Annotated in this window: 22 protein-coding genes; 12 read left to right on the plus strand and 10 right to left on the minus strand. The window is 50.9% G+C overall.

What is annotated here, in order from left to right; genetic code table 11:
- Positions 1 to 37 precede the first annotated feature (37 nt).
- Positions 38 to 1,447 carry a hypothetical protein gene (locus ACO0LF_RS06100; protein ID WP_423012943.1) on the plus strand — a complete coding sequence of 470 codons (1,410 nt, stop codon included), beginning with the start codon at positions 38 to 40 and terminating at the stop codon, positions 1,445 to 1,447.
- A gap of 50 nt (positions 1,448 to 1,497) precedes the next feature.
- Positions 1,498 to 2,016 carry a hypothetical protein gene (locus tag ACO0LF_RS06105; RefSeq protein WP_423012945.1) on the plus strand — a complete coding sequence of 173 codons (519 nt, stop codon included), beginning with the start codon at positions 1,498 to 1,500 and terminating at the stop codon, positions 2,014 to 2,016.
- Here ACO0LF_RS06105 and ACO0LF_RS06110 read toward each other — a convergent pair.
- The gene (locus ACO0LF_RS06110) at positions 1,996 to 2,919 is read right to left on the minus strand and encodes a LysR family transcriptional regulator (RefSeq protein ID WP_423012947.1); all 924 of its coding nucleotides are present in this window, start codon (positions 2,917 to 2,919) and stop codon (positions 1,996 to 1,998) included. The genes ACO0LF_RS06105 and ACO0LF_RS06110 overlap by 21 nt on opposite strands.
- 141 nt (positions 2,920 to 3,060) lie before the next feature.
- On the opposite strand from ACO0LF_RS06110, the gene ACO0LF_RS06115 reads away from it, so the two are divergent.
- From ACO0LF_RS06115 to ACO0LF_RS06130, 4 genes are read left to right on the plus strand one after another with little or no spacing between them, the layout of a single operon-like run.
- Positions 3,061 to 4,023 (plus strand): NAD-dependent epimerase/dehydratase family protein, encoded by a 963-nt coding sequence (locus tag ACO0LF_RS06115; protein ID WP_423012949.1) that lies wholly within the window; start codon positions 3,061 to 3,063, stop codon positions 4,021 to 4,023.
- A gap of 45 nt (positions 4,024 to 4,068) precedes the next feature.
- A complete protein-coding gene (locus ACO0LF_RS06120) occupies positions 4,069 to 4,500 on the plus strand; it encodes a PaaI family thioesterase (RefSeq protein ID WP_423012951.1) in 432 nt (143 codons plus the stop codon).
- 58 nt (positions 4,501 to 4,558) lie between these two features.
- Positions 4,559 to 5,074, plus strand: a complete 516-nt coding sequence (locus ACO0LF_RS06125) for a flavodoxin family protein (protein WP_423012953.1) — start codon at positions 4,559 to 4,561, stop codon at positions 5,072 to 5,074.
- Positions 5,064 to 5,867, plus strand: a complete 804-nt coding sequence (locus tag ACO0LF_RS06130) for an arylamine N-acetyltransferase family protein (protein WP_423012955.1) — start codon at positions 5,064 to 5,066, stop codon at positions 5,865 to 5,867. The genes ACO0LF_RS06125 and ACO0LF_RS06130 overlap by 11 nt, the downstream gene beginning before the upstream one ends.
- A gap of 454 nt (positions 5,868 to 6,321) precedes the next feature.
- Here ACO0LF_RS06130 and dbpA read toward each other — a convergent pair whose 3' ends face one another.
- Both dbpA and ACO0LF_RS06140 read right to left on the minus strand, forming a co-directional pair.
- Positions 6,322 to 7,707, minus strand: coding sequence for an ATP-dependent RNA helicase DbpA (dbpA, locus tag ACO0LF_RS06135; RefSeq protein WP_423012957.1), 1,386 nt, complete (start codon positions 7,705 to 7,707; stop codon positions 6,322 to 6,324).
- A 134-nt stretch (positions 7,708 to 7,841) separates the two neighbouring features.
- Entirely contained in the window at positions 7,842 to 9,497 is a 1,656-nt protein-coding gene (locus ACO0LF_RS06140; RefSeq protein WP_423012959.1) for a DUF4214 domain-containing protein, read from the minus strand.
- Positions 9,498 to 9,702: 205 nt separating this feature from the next.
- Here ACO0LF_RS06140 and ACO0LF_RS06145 point away from each other — a divergent pair, with 205 nt between their 5' ends.
- The 3 genes from ACO0LF_RS06145 (at position 9,703) to ACO0LF_RS06155 (ending at position 11,517) form a co-directional block, all read left to right on the plus strand.
- Positions 9,703 to 10,227, plus strand: coding sequence for an SRPBCC family protein (locus ACO0LF_RS06145; protein WP_423012961.1), 525 nt, complete (start codon positions 9,703 to 9,705; stop codon positions 10,225 to 10,227).
- Between the two features lie 32 nt (positions 10,228 to 10,259).
- The gene (locus ACO0LF_RS06150; RefSeq protein ID WP_423012963.1) at positions 10,260 to 10,550 is read left to right on the plus strand and encodes a hypothetical protein; all 291 of its coding nucleotides are present in this window, start codon (positions 10,260 to 10,262) and stop codon (positions 10,548 to 10,550) included.
- A gap of 88 nt (positions 10,551 to 10,638) precedes the next feature.
- On the plus strand, positions 10,639 to 11,517 hold the full coding sequence (locus tag ACO0LF_RS06155; RefSeq protein WP_423012965.1) for an AraC family transcriptional regulator: 879 nt from the start codon (positions 10,639 to 10,641) through the stop codon (positions 11,515 to 11,517).
- A gap of 2 nt (positions 11,518 to 11,519) precedes the next feature.
- Here ACO0LF_RS06155 and ACO0LF_RS06160 read toward each other — a convergent pair whose 3' ends face one another.
- Together ACO0LF_RS06160 and ACO0LF_RS06165 are read right to left on the minus strand one after the other, a co-directional pair.
- The gene (locus ACO0LF_RS06160; protein WP_423012967.1) at positions 11,520 to 13,100 is read right to left on the minus strand and encodes a pyridoxamine 5'-phosphate oxidase family protein; all 1,581 of its coding nucleotides are present in this window, start codon (positions 13,098 to 13,100) and stop codon (positions 11,520 to 11,522) included.
- Between the two features lie 41 nt (positions 13,101 to 13,141).
- Complete coding sequence (locus ACO0LF_RS06165; RefSeq protein ID WP_423012969.1) at positions 13,142 to 13,675, minus strand: carboxymuconolactone decarboxylase family protein; 534 nt, start codon at positions 13,673 to 13,675, stop codon at positions 13,142 to 13,144.
- Between the two features lie 333 nt (positions 13,676 to 14,008).
- Here ACO0LF_RS06165 and ACO0LF_RS06170 point away from each other — a divergent pair, with 333 nt between their 5' ends.
- Entirely contained in the window at positions 14,009 to 16,174 is a 2,166-nt protein-coding gene (locus ACO0LF_RS06170; RefSeq protein ID WP_423012971.1) for a S46 family peptidase, read from the plus strand.
- Between the two features lie 212 nt (positions 16,175 to 16,386).
- On the opposite strand, the gene ACO0LF_RS06175 is transcribed toward ACO0LF_RS06170, so the two are convergent.
- The 5 genes from ACO0LF_RS06175 to ACO0LF_RS06195 form a co-directional block, all read right to left on the minus strand.
- Positions 16,387 to 18,621, minus strand: coding sequence for an ATP-binding protein (locus tag ACO0LF_RS06175; protein ID WP_423012973.1), 2,235 nt, complete (start codon positions 18,619 to 18,621; stop codon positions 16,387 to 16,389).
- Positions 18,621 to 19,106 carry a cache domain-containing protein gene (locus ACO0LF_RS06180; RefSeq protein ID WP_423012975.1) on the minus strand — a complete coding sequence of 162 codons (486 nt, stop codon included), beginning with the start codon at positions 19,104 to 19,106 and terminating at the stop codon, positions 18,621 to 18,623. Before ACO0LF_RS06180 ends, ACO0LF_RS06175 begins: the two co-directional genes overlap by 1 nt.
- 119 nt (positions 19,107 to 19,225) lie before the next feature.
- Complete coding sequence (locus ACO0LF_RS06185; RefSeq protein WP_423012977.1) at positions 19,226 to 19,693, minus strand: cache domain-containing protein; 468 nt, start codon at positions 19,691 to 19,693, stop codon at positions 19,226 to 19,228.
- 161 nt (positions 19,694 to 19,854) lie between these two features.
- The gene (locus ACO0LF_RS06190; RefSeq protein WP_423012979.1) at positions 19,855 to 20,277 is read right to left on the minus strand and encodes a GFA family protein; all 423 of its coding nucleotides are present in this window, start codon (positions 20,275 to 20,277) and stop codon (positions 19,855 to 19,857) included.
- Between the two features lie 44 nt (positions 20,278 to 20,321).
- Positions 20,322 to 23,099, minus strand: a complete 2,778-nt coding sequence (locus ACO0LF_RS06195) for an EAL domain-containing protein (protein ID WP_423012981.1) — start codon at positions 23,097 to 23,099, stop codon at positions 20,322 to 20,324.
- 248 nt (positions 23,100 to 23,347) lie between these two features.
- Between ACO0LF_RS06195 and ACO0LF_RS06200 the strand changes: the two genes are divergently transcribed.
- Together ACO0LF_RS06200 and ACO0LF_RS06205 are read left to right on the plus strand one after the other, a co-directional pair.
- Positions 23,348 to 23,545 carry a DUF1737 domain-containing protein gene (locus ACO0LF_RS06200; RefSeq protein ID WP_422999877.1) on the plus strand — a complete coding sequence of 66 codons (198 nt, stop codon included), beginning with the start codon at positions 23,348 to 23,350 and terminating at the stop codon, positions 23,543 to 23,545.
- A 29-nt stretch (positions 23,546 to 23,574) separates the two neighbouring features.
- Entirely contained in the window at positions 23,575 to 24,381 is an 807-nt protein-coding gene (locus tag ACO0LF_RS06205) for a lysostaphin resistance A-like protein (protein WP_423012983.1), read from the plus strand.
- Positions 24,382 to 24,422 lie beyond the last annotated feature (41 nt).

Genomic DNA, 24,422 nt, shown 5'->3' on the forward strand with positions numbered 1-24,422 from the left:
TGCGTGCACAAAATTCCTGAGATTTTTTAACTCGCCCATGAAAAAAATACCACTTGCCCTCGTCGCAACAGCATTATTTTTTACTGGAATAAGTTGGGATGCAATGGCGCAAACTGCGACAACGCAGACACGCTGGGTGCATGGTTCATGGGTCAATGTGCGATCCAAACCGGATGCCAATGCGACAGTGTTGACGCATCTGGTTGCCAATACTTCAGTGCAACTGGACCAGTCGGCATCCACAGACAAATTCTGCGCAATTTCCTGGGGTGAAGGGCAGCAAGGTTTTATCGCCTGCAATTTATTGGGCGATAAGGCATTACGCCTGGAAGACTTTGTAGACAGTGAAAACCGGACTGGTTCAAGTAGCAATTATTATCCTGCCCGTATGTTCTGGATAGCACCCAGCTTGCGACGCTTGCAGGAGGCTGGTAAATTTTTTCAAGAGACCATGCTCAGTCCCCAGCAAAAAGCGCTGGAGACAGTAGACGATAAGTTCAACTGGGAAAAACCACCTGTTCCCAGGCGTTTCCCAATACCAGAATTCGAGGCCATGAAACAGCGCATGGCAGCCGGTGTCATAGAGCCGGTTTCAGCTCACTCCAAACCACCAGCCTCCTGGACGCAAATACTGGCCCTGGCCCAGGCAGAAGAAATGCCGGAAAAAAATACCCTGGCTGCCGCTGCGCGCCTGCATCCTTCCCTGTTTTATCCTGGTGTCTTGCTCATGTTGCGTCAACTCAAACTACCAGTGGCCACAGCTTCTTATTTCAAGTCCTTGCCTGAGCTGGGCAAGCCTTCTGCCAGGATAGAAGAACTATCTACCCAGTTCCAGATTCCTTATGCAATCAAGGTTCAGAGTGGACCCTACTGGCATCAATATGATCCTTCTTCGAGAGCTCTGCTTGGCTGGTGGGATATTGGCAAACTGGACGTATTTTTACAGCAGGCTATTTATAAACATAGGCTGATGCTGGATGGACAATTGAAATCTGCCTCCTATAGCAGTGCTTCTTACAACACTGCAAGTACTTGCAAGGATGGCTTTCGGCTGGGCGTTTCTGCTGAGCAGAGTGAGCCAGTAAAAAGCCTGAGAGAGCGGAAGAAGGGAAAAAATTTTAGCGATGAAACACTTTTCCACTTTTATTCCAAAGAAGCGCTGCCAGGATTTGCAGAACAGATAAAGCTGGATTTTCAGCCACCCCGAAAATTACAATATGATGTGCAAAACAAGAATCAGATACACGAGCAATTCACGCAAGCCAGCCTGACTACACTGGACCTGGATGCCGATGGCAAGCCTGATTTTGTTCTTGTGGAAGCATGGCATGTAAGCCCTTTTTCTAACAGTAAATTACCCGAGCCATCCTATCGCCTGATATTCGTGAATGCGGATGGCGCCTGGTACTTGTTCGACATTGATCAATTCGATATTTGCGGTGAATAAAGCTGAGGGCAAACAATAAAGATGCGACAAAGACTATTGCTGGACTACCCTTGAGCTTACTCACTCTATTGCCAGGCGCTCACAATGATATTCTGGTCATGCCACGCTGGCCCTCGAAGCAGGTATTGGTAGACGAGCTGACCTGGCAAAAATTGCAGGCAGCGCAGGCCAGCTTGCCTGCACACCTTGGTTTGCTATTGACGCGTGCGTATGAGCCTGCAGTTACCGAGCTTGGACGTGCCAGAACTGTATTCCGTCGTATGGGAATCTGGCTGTTTGGCATGTTATACCCGCATAGAAAAGACGAGATAGACGACATCTTTGGTAGCAATGGTCATGATCTTGATGGTACACACATCGATGTCTCTATCACTATTCATGGACGCAGGGTGCGTCTGCTGCCTCTCAGTGTCTTTACCCCCATATCATGGCAGGCGCGGCGTATCAAAAAATTTAATGCCGACCTTGTTTTAGTGCAGACAGCCTTGGCTGCGCAAGGCTTTCAATTGCATAGGAACGCCACGGAGAGCCTGCAAATTCATTGCGATTTAAAACCTGTGCTGCAATAAGCCTTCAGCCAGAAAATCAAACACCGTCCGAATGCGCTTGCTGGACTTGAGTTCCCTATGCGTGGTCAGCCACACTGGCAGGGATGGCAGTTCCTGTTCCACCAATACCTGTTCCAGGTCTGCATGGCGCTCTGCCAGCCAGCGCATGGCGATACCTATCCCCAGGCCTTGCTGTATGGCTTGCCAGTTGACCAGGTGGTTATCGCAACGGAAGTCGAAGAAGCTGCGGTCTATCTGCAGTCCAGCGGCACGAAAGCCAGCGATAAATTGGTCGGACTGATCCATTCCCAGCCAACGAAATTTTTGCATCAATGCCAGCGTGGCTACCTGGTCTTTTGCTGGTAAACCGGGCAAGCTGGCCAGATAGTCTTTGTGTCCATACATGCCTATGGGCCAGTCAGTCAGGTGACGGGCAATCAGGGCAGACTGCGTGGGTCGTATCATGCGTATGGCAATATCGGCCTCACGTTCCAGCAAATTGCTGACCTGGTTACTGGCGACGAGCTCTATCTGGATTTCAGGATGCAATTGTGCCAGTTGACGCAGCAAGGCTGGTAATACAAAGCCAGATACCATTTCACTGGCGGTGATCCTGACTGTGCCGCGCATCTCATGATTTTGTGTGGCCGCAGCCATGCCCAGTGTACGTGCCGCTGCCATCATATGACGGGCAGGTTCCACCAGGTTTTCACCCGTGCTGGTCAATTTCAAACCACGCGCCACTCTTTCAAACAGGGCTGCACCTATGCTGCTTTCCAGCTCGGCGATCTGCCTTGACAGGGTGGGCTGGCTCAGGCCCAGCACCTCGGCTGCCCGCGTCAAGGAGCCTTGTTCGACCACAGCAACAAAGCTGCGTATCAGGTTCCAGTCAGTCTGGCTGGGATCAAAAGTGAGCTTAGACATGGGATTCCTTGATGGCGATAGTCATAGAGGTATGCAAATTTGAATAATATCTATCCACGCATGTCGATTGTAAATGCATAGCCTGTGCATGAAAATACTTTCATCAGCCAATTTGCTGACAGACATAAAAAGGAATTCCCTATGAATCTTGCAAGCAAAGTGAGCAATGTCCAACTACCCTCAGTCCTGGTGCTGGGTGCGAAAGGCCGTCTGGGCCAGGCTGCTGTCGAGGCCTTTGCTAATGCAGGCTGGCGCGTGATCGCCCAGGCACGTACAGCCAGCCATGACAGGCCGGGGCGCAATATTGAATTCCTGCAATGCGATGTACTTGATACTGCCCGCATACTGGCTGCCGTGCCCAGGGTGGATGTGGTGATACATGCAGTCAATCCCGACTACACCCGCTGGGATACGCTATTACCCCCAACGACGGAAGCGGTCATACGCATCGCTACCGTCAGCCAGGCCTTGTTGATGGTGCCCGGCAATGTGTATAACTTTGGTGCTGATTTACCGGCAGTGCTGGCAGAAGACACGCCCTTTGTCGCCAATACCCCCAGGGCGGCGCAACGCATCGCCATGGAAGCAAGTCTACAGGCCGCCACCCGGCAAGGCTTGCGCTGCGTGATTTTGCGCGCCGGTGATTTTATCGGCGGGACAGGCACCTGGCTGGATATGGCGATCACCAAATCACTCACCAAAGGCGTGGTCACTCATATGGGGCCAGATGATATGCCACATGCCTGGGCCTACCTGCCCGACCTGGCCAGGACATTTGTACGCGTTGCTGAGCAACGTCAGCGTCTGCCTGCATTTGAGGTCATGCATTACCCCGGTATCACAGCCACCGGCAAGGATGTGCATATCGCACTCGAACAATTGAGTGGTCGCACATTGAAAGCCAAGCCTATGCCGTGGTTGCTGATGCAGGGCATAAGCTGGTTTTCGCCCATGCTGCGTGCGGTCATCAAAATGCGTTATCTGTGGCAGCGTCCGCATCAATTGCATGGGAATAAACTGGAGCATTTACTAGGCAAGATATCCACCAGCAGCTTGCCAGATGCCTTGCATGGCTATGTGCATAAGTCGCCTACCAGCAATTGATATTGCGCTGGCTTATACTGTGTTCATCTATTTAGTGGAGATGGTATGAGCAAGCAAAATTTCTTTTGGCAGATACAGGCTGGTGAATTGCCGCCACCACCGGCAGCACAAACCCTGGGTATACGCTTTACACAGATAGATGCAGAAGCAGGCACGATAGAAACCGAGTTCCAGGCCAGGCTGGAATTTACCAATCCGGCTGGCAATATCCAGGGTGGTTTTCTGGCAGCCATGCTGGACGACAGCATGGGGCCAGCATTGGCAGCGACTCTGGCTGTTGGTGAATTTGCCCCTACCCTGAACCTGAATGTGTCTTACCATCGTGCCGCAAAAGTGGGGCTGATACAGGGTAAGGCACGCATAGTAAAGCGCGGCAAGGATATTTGCTTCCTGGCGGCTGAGTTATATCAGGATGCGCATTTGATCGCTAGTGCGACGGCCACAGCCATGGTGCGTAATATGGCTGTGCAGGCTTGATCTGCAAGAATTGCCATAGCGGAGTATATTCTAGCTTTCTTTGTTGCTCATCGTAGTCATGACTGAAACCAGCACCGTCATTATCGTTGGCAGTTCCAGAAGCACAGGTAATACTGCTGAACTGGCGATGGCCGTTGCCAGCAAACTCAAAGCCAGCGTCATCGATCTCAAGCAATATCAGATCGCCCCCTTTGATTATGAATTCAAAAACCGGGATGATGATTTCCTGGCACTCATGAAGCAGGCGCTGAGCTTTGAACGCATCATCTTCGCGACGCCCATGTATTGGTATGCCCCCAGCGCCACCATGAAAACTTTCATGGACAGGATTTCTGATTTACTGAAAATCGAAAAAGACCTGGGACGGCAATTACGCAGTAAGAAGGCTGCCTTGCTGGGAACGGGTTGTGATGCCGAGCCCGCTGCCTGCTTTGAGCAAGTGTTCCAGCTGACTTTTGCCTATCTGGGCATGGCTTATCAGGGCATGCTGTATGCGCATTGTGAAAATGAATTTATCCATGCCCAGCATTTACCGGCGATAGACAACTTTGCGGAGGCCTTGCATGCTCAATGAAACCCAAGTCTCAACTTATCTGCACAGACTGGCATATCTGGGCCCGCGTACTGCCAACCTGGCGACTTTGAACGCTTTGCATCATGCGCATTTGCAAAAAATTGCGTTTGAAAATCTCGATATCAGCCTGGGAAAAAAACTGGATTTATCGACGCATGCTTTGCTGGATAAATTATTGCAGCAAGGCCGCGGTGGTTTCTGCTATGAGTTGAACCAGGCCTTTGCACTCTTGCTGGAAGCCCTGGGATTTAACGTCAGCCGCTTGTCTGCCCGCGTACACAATGGCAAAGACTATGGGCCAGACTTTGATCACATGTTATTGCTGGTGCATGTGGATGGACAAGACTATCTGGCCGATGTGGGCTTTGGTGATTGCTTCCGTACACCTTTGCAATTAGGTGGTGAAGGCGTGCATGAACTGGGCCTGCATTATTATCTGGCAGCAGATGTGGAGCAGCATCACGTGCTCATGCAGGCCAGGGATGGCGGTGCCGGGCATGCGCAATACCGCTTCAGTTTGCAGGCGCATGCGATTAGCGATTTTTTTGAAATGTGTGAGTATCAACAGACTTCGCCTTTATCGCATTTCACGCAAAAATCGATTTGTTCCATCGCGACTTTGGCCGGGCGTGTCAGTATGTCGAATAACAAATGCATAGTCACGGATAGTCTCGGGCGGCATGTGCATACTATCCATGGTGAGGATGAATACAGGGCCTTGTTGCAGGAGTATTTTGGGATGAGATTGGCGGGAGATGTGGATGTAGGGAAGTTGTTGGTGAGGCAGGTATAGGAACTGTTTTCTTCGACTACTGACAATCTTCTTAACGTCATTCCTGCGTGCTTTTGGCAGGAATCCAGCGGCGTTTGTGGCATACTATAAGGTAAATTAAAATCAGATACATCATAATTGCATATCTGATTTTAATGTCTCTATGCGTTATTTGAGACTGCCGGCCGGGGGTAGCCCGGCAGCTACTCACCTTTTTTGCTTCGCCAAAAAAGGTAAGCGAAAAAAGGCGACCCAGGCGTAGCCGCCCCTGCGGGGTTCCCGTTTGTGCGGTACAAAAAATGGGAAGATCCGAAACTCGCTACGCTCAGACATCGGCTCTTCTTTTTCCATTTTCTGTACCGCACAAACGGCGTCTACACATGGGAACTGCAAACGTCAAAAACAACTACAACCCCAAAGTCACACCCAACAACATCATCAATCCAATTGCTGTTGATATTTTGTGATGCCGCAATCAATCAATAATCCGCATCCTGAATTGCCTGCCCTTGATATTGGTACGGCTCAGCCTGTCCACGGTTTTTTCTGCTACCTGTCTGTCTATGGCGACATAGGTGACAAATTCCGAAACATTGATTTTGCCTACCTGTTCTTTTTTCAAACCCAGGTCAGCCGTCAGCGCACCGAGCAGGTCGCCGGGGCGGAGTTTGTCTTTTTTGCCACCCATGATGCAGATGGTCATCATGGGGGCTTGCAAGTCTCTTTCCGGGCCGGCTTCGAGGGTGTGGATGTCGTCCCAGTTGACCGATACGCCCTGATATTCTTCTATCAGTTTGACCCACTTCTTTTCACCGGGGGTGGCCAGGCTCAGGGCCAGGCCTTTTTCACCAGCGCGACCGGTGCGGCCTATGCGGTGGATGTGGACCTCGGTGTCTTTCGATACATCGACATTGATGACGGCACCCAGGGTTTGTATGTCGAGGCCGCGGGCGGCGACGTCGGTGGCGACGAGGACGGAGCAGCTCTGGTTGGCGAAGCGTATCAAGACTTCATCGCGGTCGCGTTGTTCCAGGTCGCCATGCAGGGCCAGGGCGCTGATGCCCTGGGCGTGCAATTCTTCTGTCAGTTCGCGGCAATGGATCTTGGTATTGCAAAAAGCAATCGTGGAGGTCGGCTGATAATGATGCAGCAGGGTGGCGACGGCGGTATTGCGTCCTTCTGGTGTGACCAGGTAAAACATTTGTTCGATGTGATTGGCGGCATGCTGGGATTCGACCTTGATCTCCACCGGGTCGCGCAATAGTTGCTCGCTGGCCTGGCGTATATCGTCCGGGTAGGTGGCCGAGAACAGCAGGGTTTGCCTACGTGCTGGCGTGGCGGCGACGATGTCGTAGATATCGTCATAAAAGCCCATGTCGACCATGCGGTCGGCTTCATCCAGCACCAGTGTCTGTACGGTTTTCAGGTTGATGGTGTTACGGCTGATATGGTCGATCAGGCGACCAGGCGTACCGACCACGATGTGGGCACCATATTCGAGTGAGGCAATTTGTGGGCGCATGGCGGTGCCGCCGCACAGGGTGACGATTTTGACGTTGGGCATGGTCCTGGCCAGACGGCGTAATTCATTGGCGACCTGGTCTGCCAGTTCACGTGTAGGGCATATCACCAGAGCTTGTACGGCAAAATAAGTCGGATTGAGTTTGGCCAGTATGCCCAGCCCAAAGGCAGCGGTTTTGCCGCTGCCGGTCTTGGCCTGAGCGATCAAGTCTTGCTGTTGCAGGATGATGGGCAGGCTGGCTGCCTGTATGGCTGTCATTTCCTTGTAGCCCAGGCTGTCCAGATTGGCCAGCATGGGAGCGGATAGCGGCAGGTTATTGAAGGCGGTGGATTCTGACATGGATGTATTTCTGTATAGAGAGAGCGACAACAGGCCGCTTAAGGTATAAGCAGCCCGGCGGATATGTCGTCATTGTAGGTTAAGCTGCCACTGACGTGGCAGGCTTTACCTTGAGAATGGGGAAAACGGCGTGTTTAAGCAGGCCAGGCCAGATATTCTATGCCATTTTGTATAGAACCTATGACCAGTGCCTGGTTTTCGGCGCTTTCACAAAAACTGGCGAGGGCACCGGCAGCAGTGATTTTATGGGTATTGAGCTGGTCCAGCCAGTAATCAAAACCGGCTTTATCTGGTGTCCTGTGCAAGACATTCTGGTAAAAATTGTTGATCAGCGTGGTATTCGACGGTGCGCTGCCATATAGTTTCTGGAACTCGGGGGAGAGCATGAAACCTGCTGCCACCGTAGTCAGACTGGAACCATTATCCATGTCATTGATCCAGTAACCCAGGCCCTTCAAGTCGGGCTTGCGGTCAAAGGCAGCCTGGTAAAGTCGGTATGCCTGTCCAGCAATGCCACTGATATCGAGGGCGATGTTGTCATCGCTGAAATGCAGACGCTCTACACTGACTAGTGTATCTGTACCTTCGATACCAGTTTTAGCCTTGACGACCGCGGTGACGCCACTTGCCGTGATAATGTAATCGCCGTGCAAGCCACTGTAGTTGGCCGTATCCAGACCCAGGCCGCCGTCTATGGCGTCATTGCCACCGTTGCCGGTGAAACTATTATTGAGCTTGTTCCCTATCAAGCGATCGTCCCCGGCACCACCTATGGCGTTTTCTATATAGGCACCAAAGGCGATGCCCAGGTTGCCTATGCCGTCATAGGTTGGGACCGTGCCGCCGGTATACCCCTTGGGATTGGGTGCAGATATCATGCGGATATCAGAATAATTGCCAGGCGTGAGGTCTATCACACAGCCAAGGCTAAAGTTAGCGACAGATATCGTGTCGTTGCCACCAGCATCCCAGATAGTTTTAAAAAATGGGGTATTCGGATCAAAGGTGTAGGTATCGTTGCCTGTCTTGTAGCTGTTATTGGCACCATACAGATATTGCATGGCGGCGATATCGTAGACCATGGGTGTTTCCTGAACTACATCCTTGTAGGTAAACACGGGCTTGTTATTGCTGTCATAGCTGATGGTACGGAATAAATCATTGACTACACTGGTATACGACATGATGGTATTTTGCCTGGTATCGAGAGAAGCAGGCAAAGTCGTCCCTTCATCGTCAAAAGGATGTTTCAAACCCAGGGCATGGCCAATTTCATGCATCAGTGACATGAAATTATAAGAGCCTGTACTCCAGTCTTTATTGGTAGCTCCTGAGCTTTCTGTCGAAATCCAGATATCACCACCGTCAGGATAGCTTTTGTTCGGTTGGTATGCCCAGCCCCAGGCTTTTTTATTCGTTGATGTTATATCAACTGCCGAAGTCCAGGCGATGCGGATATCCCCAGCACTGCTGATATTGTCAGCCACTGGTACGAAATTCAGGTTGGCGACGTTGGCCCAGGCCTGGAAGGCCTTGCTGGCAGAAAGCTGTTGTTCTGTAGTCAGGGCAAAATGGGACGTGGCTTTTTGTTCTTCCAGCTTGGAATACTTGCCGGTAGAAGTGAAACCGTAAAAATAAGAATCCCCGCTCGTCCAGGGGAAGCTATATGAAATGGTCGCGCCTGTGGATAAGTCGCCACCCCATTTGATGGCATGCAAGATGGCATCAATAATGAGCTGGCCAGACAGAGGCACGTTCGTGGCGGGTGAGGCAGAATTAGGCGTAGGCATGGCGATGTAAGGTAAATGCGATTAATGCACATCTCAGCATAGGTGCATGCCAAGGATTGAAAGTCTTATTTTAGCGGGTATTCATCAGTTTTGATGGTCTCCTTGATAATAAAGGCAGGCTGGTAATAATGCGATAAGCGCATTAAGCTAGAAGGCATTCTTCCGTTCGCTCGGGATCATTACTGAATATTTCAGGAGACCTGCCATGATGCTTGCTGCCATAGTCTTGCTTTTGCTAATCGCTTTTATATTGTTTGTCGCCACCCGGCCAGATGATTTTCGTATTGAGCGTTCCCTGATCTTGCAGGCCAGGCCGGAACAGATTTTCCCCCTGATTAACGACTTTCATGAATGGGAAGCCTGGTCGCCATGGGAAAAAGCTGATCCTGCTGTGCAGCGCATCTATAGCGGTGCGGCACAGGGGCAGGGAGCCATCTATGCCTGGAAGGGTAATAAAGACCTTGGCGAAGGCAAGATGGAAATCCTCGAAACCCGCCCTCATGATTACCTGCGTCTGCAAATCAATTTTTTCAAGCCATTTACTGCGCAAAATACCATCGAGTTCCGTCTTGAAGAAAAAGAGGGTCACACTGTCGTCAGTCATGCCATGTTTGGCCCCAGCAATTTCATGTCCAAGCTCATGAGCTTGTTCTTCAGCATGGATAAAATGGTGGGTAGTAAATTCGATGAAGGCTTGCATAGCCTGAAAAACATCGTGGAGAAAATCTGAGCTGGTTGATCAGCCTGTAGAAAGGATTGCACATGGCAAGACAGCGAAAATTCTATGCCTGGCTATGCCAGCACAGTATCACCAGCTTTCTGATATTGACTCTGAGCTTCGTGGTATTTGGCAAACTGTCTTTTGATATCGTCCATCTGTTCACTGCCAATGCAGAATACCTGCTTGATAATGGCTGGATAGGTTTGGTGGAAGGTGGCTTGCAGCAATTGCTGGAATTGATACTGAGCGCCTGTGCTGCCATGGCTGCATATATGCTCTTTAAATTATGTGAACAGGCGCTGCTGGAAAGGCTGCGTCACCGTGCTGACTAAACAAATCCCCAAAAAACAAAACACAGCAAGAACTATCATGCGACAACACTGAGGCCTGGCTATTCTGCAGTCTGTCAGGGAGAAATGATTGAGCGAATCTAATTATCAAACGCGCATGCTTCGAGTAGTCAGGTATATCGACAGCCATCTGGATCAAGATCTGTCGGTGGAGCGTTTAAGTGAAGTCGCGACTTTTTCAAAATACCATTTTCACCGGCAGTTTTCTGAATACTTTGGTATAGCGGCATTTCGTTATGTGCAGCTATTGAGACTAAAAAAAGCCATGTATGAACTGGCATTTCGCAGCCATAAACAGGTCATCGATATTGCTCTGGATAATGGCTATGAAAGCAGTGAAGCTTTTTCCCGCGCTTTTAAAAAAAGCCTGGGGCTCAGTCCGGCTCAATTCAGAAAACAGCCACAATGGCATGCCTGGCAGAACAGCAATCTGACCATAGACCACATGAGAGAACAGTATATGCCTGCTACCTATCAAATCGCCGACGTGCGTATCACGGACTTTCCCGAAACCCGTATTGCTGTGCTTGAGCATCGCGGTGCCCCCGCTTTGCTGCCCAACAGCATCCAGCAATTCATCGCCTGGCGCAAACTCAACAAACTGCCGCCCAGCGTCAGTGCGACTTTTAATCTCATCTACGATGATCCTGAACAGACACCAGCTGAAGAATATCGCTTTGATCTGGCTGCTGCAGTAGCCGCGCCAGTGGCAGATAATCAGCATGGTATCGTCAACAAGATCATTCCCGCCGGCGCATGTGCAGTGCTAAGGCATACTGGCAGTGACGCGCAGCTGGGCAATGTCGTGCGTTTTTTGTATAACAACTGGTTGCCACAAAGTGAGCGTAATTTACGGGATTTTCCTTTGTTTTTTCAACGTATCAGTTTCTTCCCGGATGTGCCTGAACACTTGATAGTGACCGACGTATTTCTACCATTGCAAAAATAAAGTTACAGATCAAGTACCAGTTCGCCAGCTTGCGCACGTGAGACACAGATGCAGATGCGATTTTTTTGCTCTGCTTCTGTCAATACGGCATCCCTGTGCTGTGCCTGCCCGCCCAGCAGTTTCACGGCACAAGTACCGCAATTCCCGGTTTCGCATTCTGCATCTGCAGCCACACCATGGGCGCGCACTGCCTGCAAGACACTTTGATCTGCACGGACCATGATGACTTTTTTACTGCGCACCAGTTCCACCCGGATTTCTTCATCATCTGCTGACTTTTGTGCCGCAAATCTTTCATAGCGTATTCTTTGCTTATCTATGCCCAATGCTGCGGCGCTACTCAGCACGGCAGCGATCATGCTGGCAGGGCCGCAGACATAGATCAGACTATCCTTGCTGGCTGCTACCATGATCTGGCGGATATCCAGTCGCTGGTCCTGGTCCGCCGCGTACAGATGCAGGGATGCACCCAGTTGCTCCTGCAATTCCTTACGATATGCCATGGCCTGGAGTTGGCGGCCAGCGTAATGCAATGCGTACGGTCGCCCCTGGGCTTGCAAGCCCTCTGCCATCGGCTTGATGGCCGTGATACCTATGCCACCGGCAATCAGTATGGCTGGTGCCGCATGGGCATGCAGTTCGAAGTCATTGCGCGGCAGATCGCAATGCAGATGCATGCCAAGTTCATACAAACTATGGACCGCCATGGAGCCACCGCGCCCTTCAGGCTCTGCCAGTACGGCAATTTCATACACATCCGGCTTGCCAGCGGCGGAGCTGATGGAGTATTGACGGCTACCAGCTTGCCCATCTGCCAGTAAGACGGGCACACGCAAATGCGCACCGGCAGTCACGACAGGCAAGTCTTTACCCGCCGGATCGCGCAATTCATAGGCACGTATGCGCGGGCTCAACTGGCGCACGCCAGTGATGACCAGTTCCAGGGGACCGTGGCCAAGACGGCTGAGTTTTACTGGTGCAGGCTGTTGCTTTAATTGTTCTTCGAGCTGACGGTTTTCTGTCAGCAGGCTGGCCAGCATGGCTTGCACTTCTTTATCCGTGAACCGGGGTGTGATATGTTGTGGGCAATTCCATTCTATGGCCTCTACCGTGATCACCACGGCACGCTCAACACGAGCGCGGTAGCTGGACATTTCCAGTCTGGCGATCAAACGGGGATCTTCACTTTCATGGACGATCCTGGCCCGGCCCCAGATTTTCAGACGGCGGCGGTTGGCATAATCCATGAGTATTAAAGAGATCTTGTCGTCGGCGAACAGATTGCCTACGCTCAGGTATTGGGCATTGCCGGAAAAATCGGCATAGCCTATGGTTTTTGCATCGAGAATTTTGAGAAAACCGGCTGGGCCACCACGGTGTTGCACATAGGGCCAGCCGTTTTGCGAAATCGTTGCCTGGTAAAAGCTGTCACGAGCAGCGATGAATTCCATGTCCTGCTTGAGCAAATGATCACGCTTCTCTTCCACCAGTTCAAAGCCACGATTGGCGTCACGGCTGCCATACAGGCTTTGTGCAGCTTTCACGCTGGCGGTAAAACTGATATCGGCGAATGCGCGTGACATGATGACTTCCTTGCTGTTACGGGACGAGAGTGTTACTGGAATCAGAGACTGACTTTAGGGAAGTCGATGTCCAGACGGCTGGCCTTGCCCAGCATATTCGTCAGGATATTCATACCTACATGGGTGATGACTTCAACGATATCGGCATCGCTATAACCCGTGTCACGCATTTCCAGAATTTCTGCTGTCGTGACTTCGCCACCATGCTCGACCAGAGAGCGGGCAAATTTGACGGCAACGGCTGCTTTGGCATCCTGGCTGCTGCCAGCGCGATTGGCCGCCATTTCTTCATTGTCCAAACCAGTACCGCGACCGATGGCGGTATGGGCAGATACGCAATATTCACAGGAATTTTTTTGTGCTACAGCCAGGGCGATGCGTTCGCGGGTTTGCGGGTCAAGGCTGCCCTCACCGGCGATACCATGCAAACCCAAAAAAGCGCGCAGGGCAGCAGGTGAATTGGCGAAGGCTTTCAAAAAATTGGGAACCATGCCCAGTTTTGTTTGTATTGCTTCCAGCAAGGCCAGTTGTTCAGCATTGGCAGTTTCTTTAGTGACGAGATTGATGCGGCTCATGATTTTTCCATTCAAAGTAGGCTTGTAGCAAGTGCGATAGAGGTGCAAGTGCATGGACTATATTTTGTGCCTTCCTTGAAAATATAGGAATAGACTAATTTATCAATTTATTATTTCATTAATTGGAATAATGGAGAAAATCATACAGAGCAATGGAAAAATACAGGAACTAATTAAACTGGGATATGTCTCTATTTACGCCTAATTTTCGTTATTTCATGCTAATTAATTAATGTGAGTGTTTTTAAAAATTGAAAAATCTTCACCGGCCTTACTATTCTGGCTGTTTACAGGTGGCCGGCGCAGCTATACTGCCGCCCATGATTCATACTCATGTCATCAGAATTTAATTTGGAGTGTATTTTGTTGAAGACCCTTGCTGTTCCGCTGGCCCTGGCTGGCGTTTTTTCATCTGCGTATGCTGACGAAGGCCAGTGGCAACCTTATCAGTTGCCACAACTCAAATCTGAATTGAAACGCATAGGCATCAATGTGCCGGCAGAAAAATTGGCAGATTTGAACAAACACCCTATGTCAGCCATGGTGTCACTGGGTGGATGTTCGGCTTCTTTCGTATCGAATACTGGCCTGGCGGTGACCAATCATCATTGCGCCTATGGGGCGATACAAAAAAACTCGACGGCAGAAAAAAACTATATTGCCAATGGTTTTCTGGCCAGGACCATGGCAGAAGAATTGCCAGCTGGACCCGATACTCGCATGTATATCACGGACAAGGTGGAAAACGTCACGGCGCAAGTCACGCAAGGCTTGACTGCCGCCATGTCTGGCCGCGCCAGAACCGAGCATGTGGAAAACCGTATCAAGGCCCTCATCGCAGAATGTGAACAGGACAAGGCTTATCGTTGCTCCGTACCTGGCTTTCACCGTGGCCTCGAGTATTACCGCATACGTCAGTTGACCATACGTGATGTGCGCCTGGTGTATGCGCCGTCAGACAAGATAGGCAATTTTGGTGGTGACGTCGATAATTTTGAATGGCCGCGCCATACCGGTGATTACTCCTTCCTGCGCGCCTATGTAGGCAAGGATGGCCGTCCTGCCGACCCTGCTGCCGACAATGTGCCGTATCAGTCCAAAGACTTTTTGGTGGTATCTGCACAGGGCTTGAAAAATGGCGATCCCATCTTGCTGGCAGGTTATCCTGGCCGCACCAGCCGCTATAAATTACCGGCAGAAATACGCTTTGCGCGCGATGTTATTTTCCCAACCAAAGTGGCCGAGTCCAAGGCTGACCTGGCAGTGATTGCTGCCGCAACGCAGGGCAATGCTGCTGCTGGCGTACGCTATGCAAACGTGGTCAAGGGCATCAATAATGGTTTGAAAAAAACTGAAGGCTTGCTGGACGGTTTTGCCCGTAAAGATATCGCTGCCATCAAGGATGGTCAGGATGCTGAGTTCAGGCTGTGGTTTGCCCAGCATGGCAGCAACAAGAATTTGCTGAAAGAACTGGATGACCTGATTGCTGCCGACATGGCCATGTCGGACGAAGAATTCGCCTGGAACGTCGCCAATACCAGTGAACTTCTGAAGAGTGCACGCACGCTGTATCGCCTGGCGATCGAAAGCGAAAAACCGGATGCAGAACGCTATACTGGCTATCAGCAAAGGGATATGACTATCATTGCCGGCAGACTCAGCCGCCTGGAGCAATCCTATTTACCGAATGTGGATCAGGCCAGGTTTACTGCTGCTTTGCAAAGATATAATCAATTGCCAGCCAAGACACATCCGCAAGGTCTGGACGTGTTGTTACCCACACCGGAAAGTGTCGTCAGTCTGTATCAGCAGAGTACGATGGGCGAAACCGCCAAACGCCTGTCCTGGATGGGCAAGGACCGCAAGGCTTTCGAACAATCGGATGATGCCTTTATCCGTCTGGCTGTGAAATTGCATGACACCGGTATGTCGCTGGAAAACCGCCGCAAGGAGCTGGATGGCAATCTTGAACGTGTCATTCCCCAGTACATGCAAGCCGTCATCGAGTGGAAAAAATCCCAGGGCAAACCAGTGTATGCTGACGCCAATTCCACCCTGCGCGTGACGTATGGCACGGTAGCCCCGTATTCACCACGTGATGGTATCAGCAAGGGGCCGTTCACCACTGTTGAAGGCATAGCCGAGAAACACACAGGCAAGTCACCCTTCAATATGCAAGAGAGTTTGCTGGCTGCGGTGAAGGAAAAACGTTATGGCGTTTTCAAGGATAATGTCTTGCAGACTGTACCTGTCAATTTCCTGTCCAGTGCCGATACCACGGGTGGTAATTCCGGTTCTGCGGTCTTGAATAAAAATGGCGAACTGGTGGGTTTGAATTTTGATTCCACCTATGAATCCATCACCAAGGATTGGTATTTCGATAGCGCCATCACGCGCGCCATTCATGTCGATATACGTTATATGTTATGGGTCATGAAAGAAGTCGATCATGCTGATAATCTCTTGAAAGAAATGACTATCAAGTATCCCGGCAAATAAGGCTGGCAGTTAGGATGAGAGGGGCTGAATTTATTCAGCCCTTTTTTATTTTCGACAAATTTGTAGCAGCAATTCGTACGTCACTATCGCAGCAAAAAATCAAACAATTTAATTTCTGCAAGTGATTCTGATACGCTCGGAATCGACCTGTTTTTCTCGTTTGTGTTGCATGCAGGATACAGCTGCCTGATCAACTCCTGGATCAGGCTGCCCTAGGTATGATGAATATCAGTTTCCACTTTATCCTTGTTGAGCTTGGCTCTGACTTTCAAGGGCAGGTGGATGATAATGCAGGCACCTGCACCTGATGGGCTTTCTACTTTAATACTGCCTTCCAAAGTACCTGTTACCAGGTTGTAGACGATATTCATTCCCAGTCCCGAGCCACCCTGTCCCAGTTTGGTGGTAAAAAACGGATCAAAGATACGGCTCAGGTGCTCAGGGGCGATACCCAGGCCGTCGTCAGTGAAAATCAATTCCAGTTCTTCATTGGATAAGCGTCGACTGCGCAGCTGCATGGTGCCCCCTGCCCGGCCTTCAAAACCATGGACGATGGCATTGCTGACCAGGTTGGTGATGACCTGGGCCAGGGCACCAGGATAACTATCCATGTTGAGCCCGGCTTCCAGATCCAGATGGAGTTGATGCTGTTTGACGAACATGGGTTCTATCGTCACGACCAGCTCTTGCAATACTTGCTGCAAATCGAAACAGCGTCTGCGGTCACTGGACTGGTCTGCTGCCACCTGCTTGAAACTGGCGACCAGGGTGGCGGCTCTTTCCAGGTTGCGGATGACGATGAACCCACCTTTATGGATGAGTTCAGCCGTAGAATTCAGTATGGAACGACGCGGGCGCTCACTTTTCAATTCTTCCAGCAAATTGTCTGTGTAGGCTTGCACGCTGCTGGAAGCAGTCAGGCTGTTTCCTATAGGCGTATTCAATTCATGGGCGACGCCTGCAACCAGCATGCCCAGTGCGGCCATTTTTTCCGTGCGCACCAGTTCGCTTTGCATGGCAGTGATGGAACTCAGCGCTTCCCGCAAATTCGCGGTACGGTCGGCGACACGTTGTTCCAGCTCTTCATTGAGCTGGCGAATTTCGCTTTCGACTTCGCGTTGCCGACTGATATCAATGGGCGAAAAAATCACTACTTTTTGTCCCTCGGATTCCAGCATGCGCGCCGATAGCAAGCAGGTAATGATCTTGCCATTCTTATGCTGAAGCGAGGCTTCATAATTGTCGACAAAAGCTTGTGACTGCAATTGCTGCAGATAGGGGGCACGTGCCTGAGGGTCTTTCCACAGCGCGAGCTGTACCGGGGTCTTGCCCAGGAACTCCAGACGGCTATAACCGAATTGCAGGAGCAGGGCGTTATTGACTTCCATCAGCACATCATCGCCGACGGCCATCAGGGCTAGCGGTACTGGCGAGCTTTGGAACAAGTCCACGAAGCGGCTCTCACTGGCTCGCAGCTTGTTTTCCGAACGTTGTAATTTATCCATATGCAAGACCAGGTACCAGGTCAGCAGTAAGTGAAAGACGATGAATACGCCGGAAAAAAACAGTCTGTCCCAGGTACGGGCCTGCCAATTGACCAAGACCTTATCCAGTTCACGTCCAAACAAAGTGGTGACTGGAAAACCATTGACCTTGCGATAAGCATATTGATACAGATGTTGTTTACTCTCATCCAGGTAGGCTTCAAATGCACCTTCCACTGCAGAAGCTTGCAAGGCCTGCAAAACCGGTGCCGGTAATTTATTTTGCTTGAATTCGCGCCCGGCAGAGGCCGAGCTGACGATCACCAGCCCCTGGTCAGACACCAGTTGCACCAGTGCCTGGCTATCCTTGGCCACCCTGTCATATACCGTATTGAAATAACTTAAGGACACTTCAGTGCTGATCAGGCCGACATGGCGAGCATGGCGATCATACAGATTGCGTGCCAGAGGCAGCACCAGCTCCGCATCAATGAAGCGCTGCAAGGGAGAGCCTATCGTTACAAACTGATATTGCGGGCGCTGTAGCAACCATGCCATGTAATCCCTTTCCTCGGTATTGAAGACATAGGAAGGGAAATCCATAGTGCTGACCCAGCGTTCGCCCTGGCGGTTGGCGAATTGCAAGGCACCGGCAGAGCGGCTGTTTTTCAGGGTTTCTTCTATTACATCATGGATGGCGGCATCATCACTTGCTTTTTCCTGACTGATGGCTTGTACGCCATTGGCGACCGTATCAAGCCGGATCGAAGCGGTAGCCAATTGTTGCTGTGCATGTTCTTCCAGCAAACGCACGGCAACCAGTCCATTTTCTCGCTCAGATGCCAAAGTGATGCGGCGATCTTCAAAGATGGCCCAGGCAGTCTGCAACAAGATGGCGATGGAAGTTAATCCTACGAAGAAGAGCAGTACGGTGCGTGGATTTCCCAACTGCCGCCAGCGCATCACCGGGCCCATTCCTTGGGCATGCCGCAACCAAAAAACAAATCGCCAGCACGTTCTATATAAGATGTTTTCAATTCCACGAATTTGCCACGGGTGGCGCTAGGCCATTTGTAATCTACCCAGCCTTTGCCGCTCTTGCTATTGGCGACATCAAGGAAGCGTTTGATAATATAAATACCATCGGGGTCCCGCATATCCAGCAAGTTCTTTCCTACCAGAGCGGGGAACACGGTATTGGCCTGGGTGATGCCATCACCTTTCAAATTAAAGGCAAACAGATACAATTCACCGTCTACCAGCACGCCCTTGGGATTATTGATTTCCGCTAATGTGCGTTCACGACCGTACTGGTTTTGAAAAGCGATGGCTTTCTGGACCAGGGCAATGACTTCATCAGGACGCCTGATCTTGCGTTCGGCCCTTGAATCTGCCATGACGCTGCTCAAGAGCAGGGCAACGAGCAAGCTGACAAGAAATTTCCACACTAACCTCTCCCTGGCATGAAGCTGGTCGTACAGAACAAGTTTGGATACTGCGAGAGGCCAAGGGAGAGGCTGTTGCCTTCCCTTTGGCAAGGATGAATCTGCGGGTAAGCTGGTATTCCTTATTTGTAAATACCGCAGCCTATCCAGATATCGCCCACGCGTTCTATATATGATTTTTTCGCCTCCAGCGCCTTGGTGATGGAATTGGGCCATTTATAACTGACCCAACCCTTGCCTTCAGGGCTGACGGCTATCTTGTTGGCCTCACGTATCAAATAGACACCGTCTACATCTTTCATATCCAGCAATTGCTTGCCTATCATTTTCTGGTTTTGTCCATGTGCCAGCACGATGCCATCACCGTTTGCACCATAGACAAAAAAGTACAATTCACCTTTGACGAACTCCCCATTCGGATCGCTGAAGGCAGCCAGGGCTTTTTCCTTGCCGTTTTTTTTGTAGTATTCCACACCTTTTTTAACAAAGGCAACGGCCTGTTCTTCCGTTGCCTTTTCATTGGCATAAGCGCTGCTACCAGCAACCATGGCAAACAACACCATCATCAACTTAATCAATAAACTTTTCATCGTCTACCTCCATGTTGTCAAATGAGCAGGCGTGGCTGTATTTGCCATCGCTACTACGCTTACAATCTAGATGACATGAACAAGTTTTCCTATAGAAATTTTGAAAAGAAATGTCATTTCATTTTTTCGGATGATGAAGTGGAAATTAAACAGTGTGGATTTTACTTGCTGGGCGGGCGAGTGGGCGCCTGTGCAAATTGCCGGCAATCTGCAGTCAGTTGCAGCCAGCTTAACTGGTTTTCACAAAACAGGGCCAGGTGGGGAGTCAAGTCCTGGTGTGCGTCGACAGTACCCAGATAGAGCATGGCCAGGCCTGCATATTTTTCTGTATTGGCATTAAACAGGGGTGTGCCACACTCGCCACAAAAATGACGTTTTGTATGAGCTGTGACGGCATAGGTTTTCAATGCATCCTGACCCTGGGTAAAGACCAGTTCAGCAGCCTTGACGACGACATAGGAGGACATTGCCGCTCCTGTCATGCGACGACACATGCCGCAGTGGCAAGTCACGACTTGCAGGGGCGCTGCAGGGTAATGATAGCTGATGTTCCCGCAACTGCAGCGGCCGGATATTGTTTGCATAAGCGCTTTCGTCAGTAGATGTAGCGAGTGATGAAGACGGATAATCAGGCATCTTCCCATTCCGGGTTTTTGCCATGCGCCCAGAGAGCGGGCGGCACATAATTTTTTGCCCATGCTGCGATGTGCTCGGCTGGCATGGGGCGGGCAATGCCATAGCCCTGGGCCAGATCGCAACCCAGGCGCATCAGCGCCACGCCGTGTTCTGCGGATTCTACACCTTCTGCAATGACACTGCGCTTGAAGGCATTTGCCAGGCCGATGATGGCGCTGATGACCGCCAGGTCATCCTTGTCTTCCAGCATGTCACGCACAAAACTCTGGTCAATTTTCAGGGTATTGGCTGGCAGTCGTTTCAGGTAAGACAGCGAAGAATAACCTGTGCCAAAATCATCCAGGGCAAAACTGACACCGATTTGCTGACATGCCAGCATGACTTCGCGCACATGCTGGATGTCTTGTATGGCGGCAGATTCCAGTATCTCTATTTCCAGTTTTTCTGGCGCGACATCAGGGTAAGCCGCGAGTACTTCGCGCAAGCGTGCGACGAAATCCTTGCACTGGAAATGGCGGGCGGCAATGTTGACGCTGATGACCCAGTCTGCATGCGATGCATTCCACGCGCGCAATTGTGTCATGGCCTGATGCAAGACCCAGTCACCCACATCGATAATTAAATCCGTATGTTCTATCAGCGGTAAAAAATGTAAAGGGCCGACGATGCCCTGCTCTGGATGTTGCCAGCGCAATAGCGCCTCCATGCCAGTGATACGAGCTTGGCGCATATTCACCTTGGGCTGGAAGTACAGACGCAATTCACCTTGTTGTAAAGCCTGGCGTATGCGGGTGCGCTGATTGTGATGGGTGCGTAATTGCTGGTCTTGCTCGGCATCAAATAAATGAAACTGATTACGGCCATTCAATTTCGCCTGGTACATGGCCTGGTCGGCACAGCGTAACAGGGTATCGGCATTGACATCGTCGCGCGGATAAATCGCCACGCCTATGCTGGCGGTGAGGCTGATGCTGTGCTGCTCTATTTGATAAGGCTGCGCCAGTTCTGCCAGGAGCAAGGCCAGGTTTAATTCCACACCTGCGACATTCTGCTGGTTTTGCAGCAACACCACAAATTCATCGCCACCCAGGCGCGCCACGTGGTGCTCACTGGCAGTGCTGCTTTCCAGGCGGCGGGCTACTTGTTGCAATAATTTGTTGGCGAATTCCTGGCCATGATTTTGATTGATGGCTTGAAAATGATCGAGATCCAGCAGGCAAACCGCCAGCCATTTTTTCTGAGTACGGGCAGTTTGTATCGCCGTGCTGAAACGCTCATTCAGGGTCGCGCGGTTTTCCAGTCCGGTCAGGACATCATGACCCGCCTGCCAGCTCAGTTGCTGCATGAGCTGCTGCTTTTCGCTGACATCGCGAAACACCAGCACACAACCCATGACCTTGCCATTTTTCTGACGTATCGGTGCTGCCGTATAGTCGACCGTAAAGCGTTGTCCACCCCGTGCATGCAGGCTTTGATTATTTGCTTGCAAGATATCGCCGCTCAGACAAATTTTTTGTAAAAATCCTGCCAATTGCTGACGCTGAAGTTCGTCACCCAGAGAAAATACTTCTGTCAGCGCATGTGCTTGTGCTTCCTTGCGGCTCCAGCCACAAATCTGCTGCGCCACCTTGTTGAGCATCAGTATGCGTCCGTGGACATCAGTACTGATAACAGCATCGCCTATCGATGCCAGCGTGGTTTCCACTCTCTCGTTTTCTGCTGCCAGCGTGGCCTGTGCCTGATTGCGTTCGCTGATATCTATCAGTGCTCCTATACTGCCCGTGGTTTGCCCCTGAACATTGGTGAAGCTGGCCTGGTAGTAAATCACGTCCAGAATTTCCCCGCCTGCCTGTATCTGCATTTCCATGACCAGCTTGTCATGGCCTGTGTCTGGTGTGGGCTTCTTGCTGGCGTGCAGGGCCAGCACTGGCATGGGACGACCTACTACATCGACAGCACTCAATGCAAACAATTCTTCCCAGGCGCGATTGATGCGCTGGCAGATGCCATGCTGGTCCTGGAAAAAAATCGGGATGGGCAAGGCATGTAGCAATTGCCAGGTGAAGTGCAGTTGCTCACTATTGGCCCGCTGGCTGCGCTGTAACGTCAGCAGCAAGGCTTGCACTTCGGTCGCCATACTATTAAAGGTCAGGGCCAGGGCGCGTGCCTCGGCTGTCCCCGTAACGGCCATGCGTATCGCATGCTGGCCTTTCTTGAATTTGTCACTGGCTTCAGCCAGTTTATGCAAACTGCGGGCGTTAGCGCGCAGTATCAGCCCCAGCAAAAAATAAATCGTGAAAATGATGCTGACAGAAATTTTTGCCTGGCCCGTGACTTTTTGCCAGATATGCAGACTATCATTATCTGCCCTGGCGTCCAGACGCAAGCGCGCCATCTCCCCATCCGCCAGCCTGACCTCGGTGACTACGCTCTCTGCTGGCAAAGACAGGAGCCTGACAAACCATGCTGGCGCAGCAGCAGGAAGTAGCTCATTTTGCTGCTGGATTTCTTGTTGCTGGTAGTGCCAGCTGATGCGCCAGATGGCTGGGCTGGAGGCGACTTCCTGGGCTAGCAAATTGCGTATGGCCAGCGTATTGGTTTGCGCAGACAAGCTGTTCAGTGCCGGGATCAGGTAATGTGCGCTGTGGCGCAATTCTGTGCTCAGTCTTTGCCGGGCATCCCTGACTTCGCCATCTATCAGCAGATAGTAACGCAGGCCGCTGACAATCAGGATCAATACAAAGATGGGTATGAATAAACGGGTATACACGCCTCGCTGTTGCCATCGCTGTAAAAAATCTTGTAGTTTTTGCACAAATTCGACGACTTCCAGTGATAAAGACGGTTTGCTTGAGTATGCGGGCGGGCCAGGAGTGGCGGCAATTTTAACCTGAAGATGAATATTGTCACATTGAAAAAAATTGATACTCAGCAAATGAGCGGCAACAAGCCTGCAGGCAAGCATGGAATATAATGTAGTACTCCGTTTGAGCATATTATCTGGATAGCAAACTCATCATGAAACTCTATCGTTACCTGACCGGCCCGGATGACAAGGCTTTTTGCCTGCGTGTGACTGCAGCCCTGAACCAGGGCTGGAACCTGTATGGCGGGCCTACCCTCAGTTTTAATGGGCAGCAAACCATCGCTGGCCAAGCCATCATCAAGGAAGTGGATGGCGAGTTTACCCCAGACCTGGATTTGTCCAGCCTCTAGGCTGGAACAGGTTAATACGGTAACGGCTGATGCAAGAAAAACACAAAAATTTCCCTTCAGGGCTGGAAGCTTTTTTCCTCATCGTCTTCTTGCTGGGCATAGAGTTCATCATTGCTATCCTGGTCCATGACACCAAGTCCTGGACTGGCGTGGGGGCGGAAGACATCGATGGTGTCATTGCGGTCTTGTCGAATGCTGTCTTGTTCTCGGCCATATTGCACTACAAGGGCTTGAGCTATACAGAGTTGTTTCATTCCTCTGCGGGTAAATCCAAAAGCAGTATTTTTCTCTTGATCTTGCCTATATTATTGTTGCTGCCAGGACTGGACATGTTGCTGGTTTTTTTGGGGACCTTGCTGGAAGCATGGCAACCCGTGCCAGCTGGTCAGCAAAGAATGTTTGATGAGATGATGAACAATGGGGTGCACTCCATCATCACGGCCTGCCTGGTCGCGCCCGTATTGGAAGAAATGCTGTTCCGTGGCATTATCCTGCGCAGTTTTTTACATCTGTATTCCCGCTGGGTAGCGATACTGGGTTCGGCCTGCCTGTTTGGCCTGGCGCATCTGAATATATACCAGTTTCTCTGTGCCACAATAGTAGGCGTGGTCTGTGCATGGCTGTATCAGAAGACCTTGTCCTTGTGGCCAGGTATCATCTTGCATGCGTGCTCAAACGGGGTGACGATCTATCTGTATAGAATCTCGGTGACGCGCGGGGTGAATCTCGCCTGGCAACCCAGCGCGGGCGTGTATGCCGCGATAATGCTGGCTGCTGGTCTGGGCATTTATTTTTTGCGACGCCTGCTGGCCAGTGAAAGCGATGTTGGCGTATAGATGCCGGTAAAAAAGGCGCTGAAAGAGTTTGCTCTCAGCGC

This window comes from Undibacterium sp. Di27W (assembly GCF_049340345.1).
Lineage (GTDB): Bacteria > Pseudomonadota > Gammaproteobacteria > Burkholderiales > Burkholderiaceae_D > Undibacterium.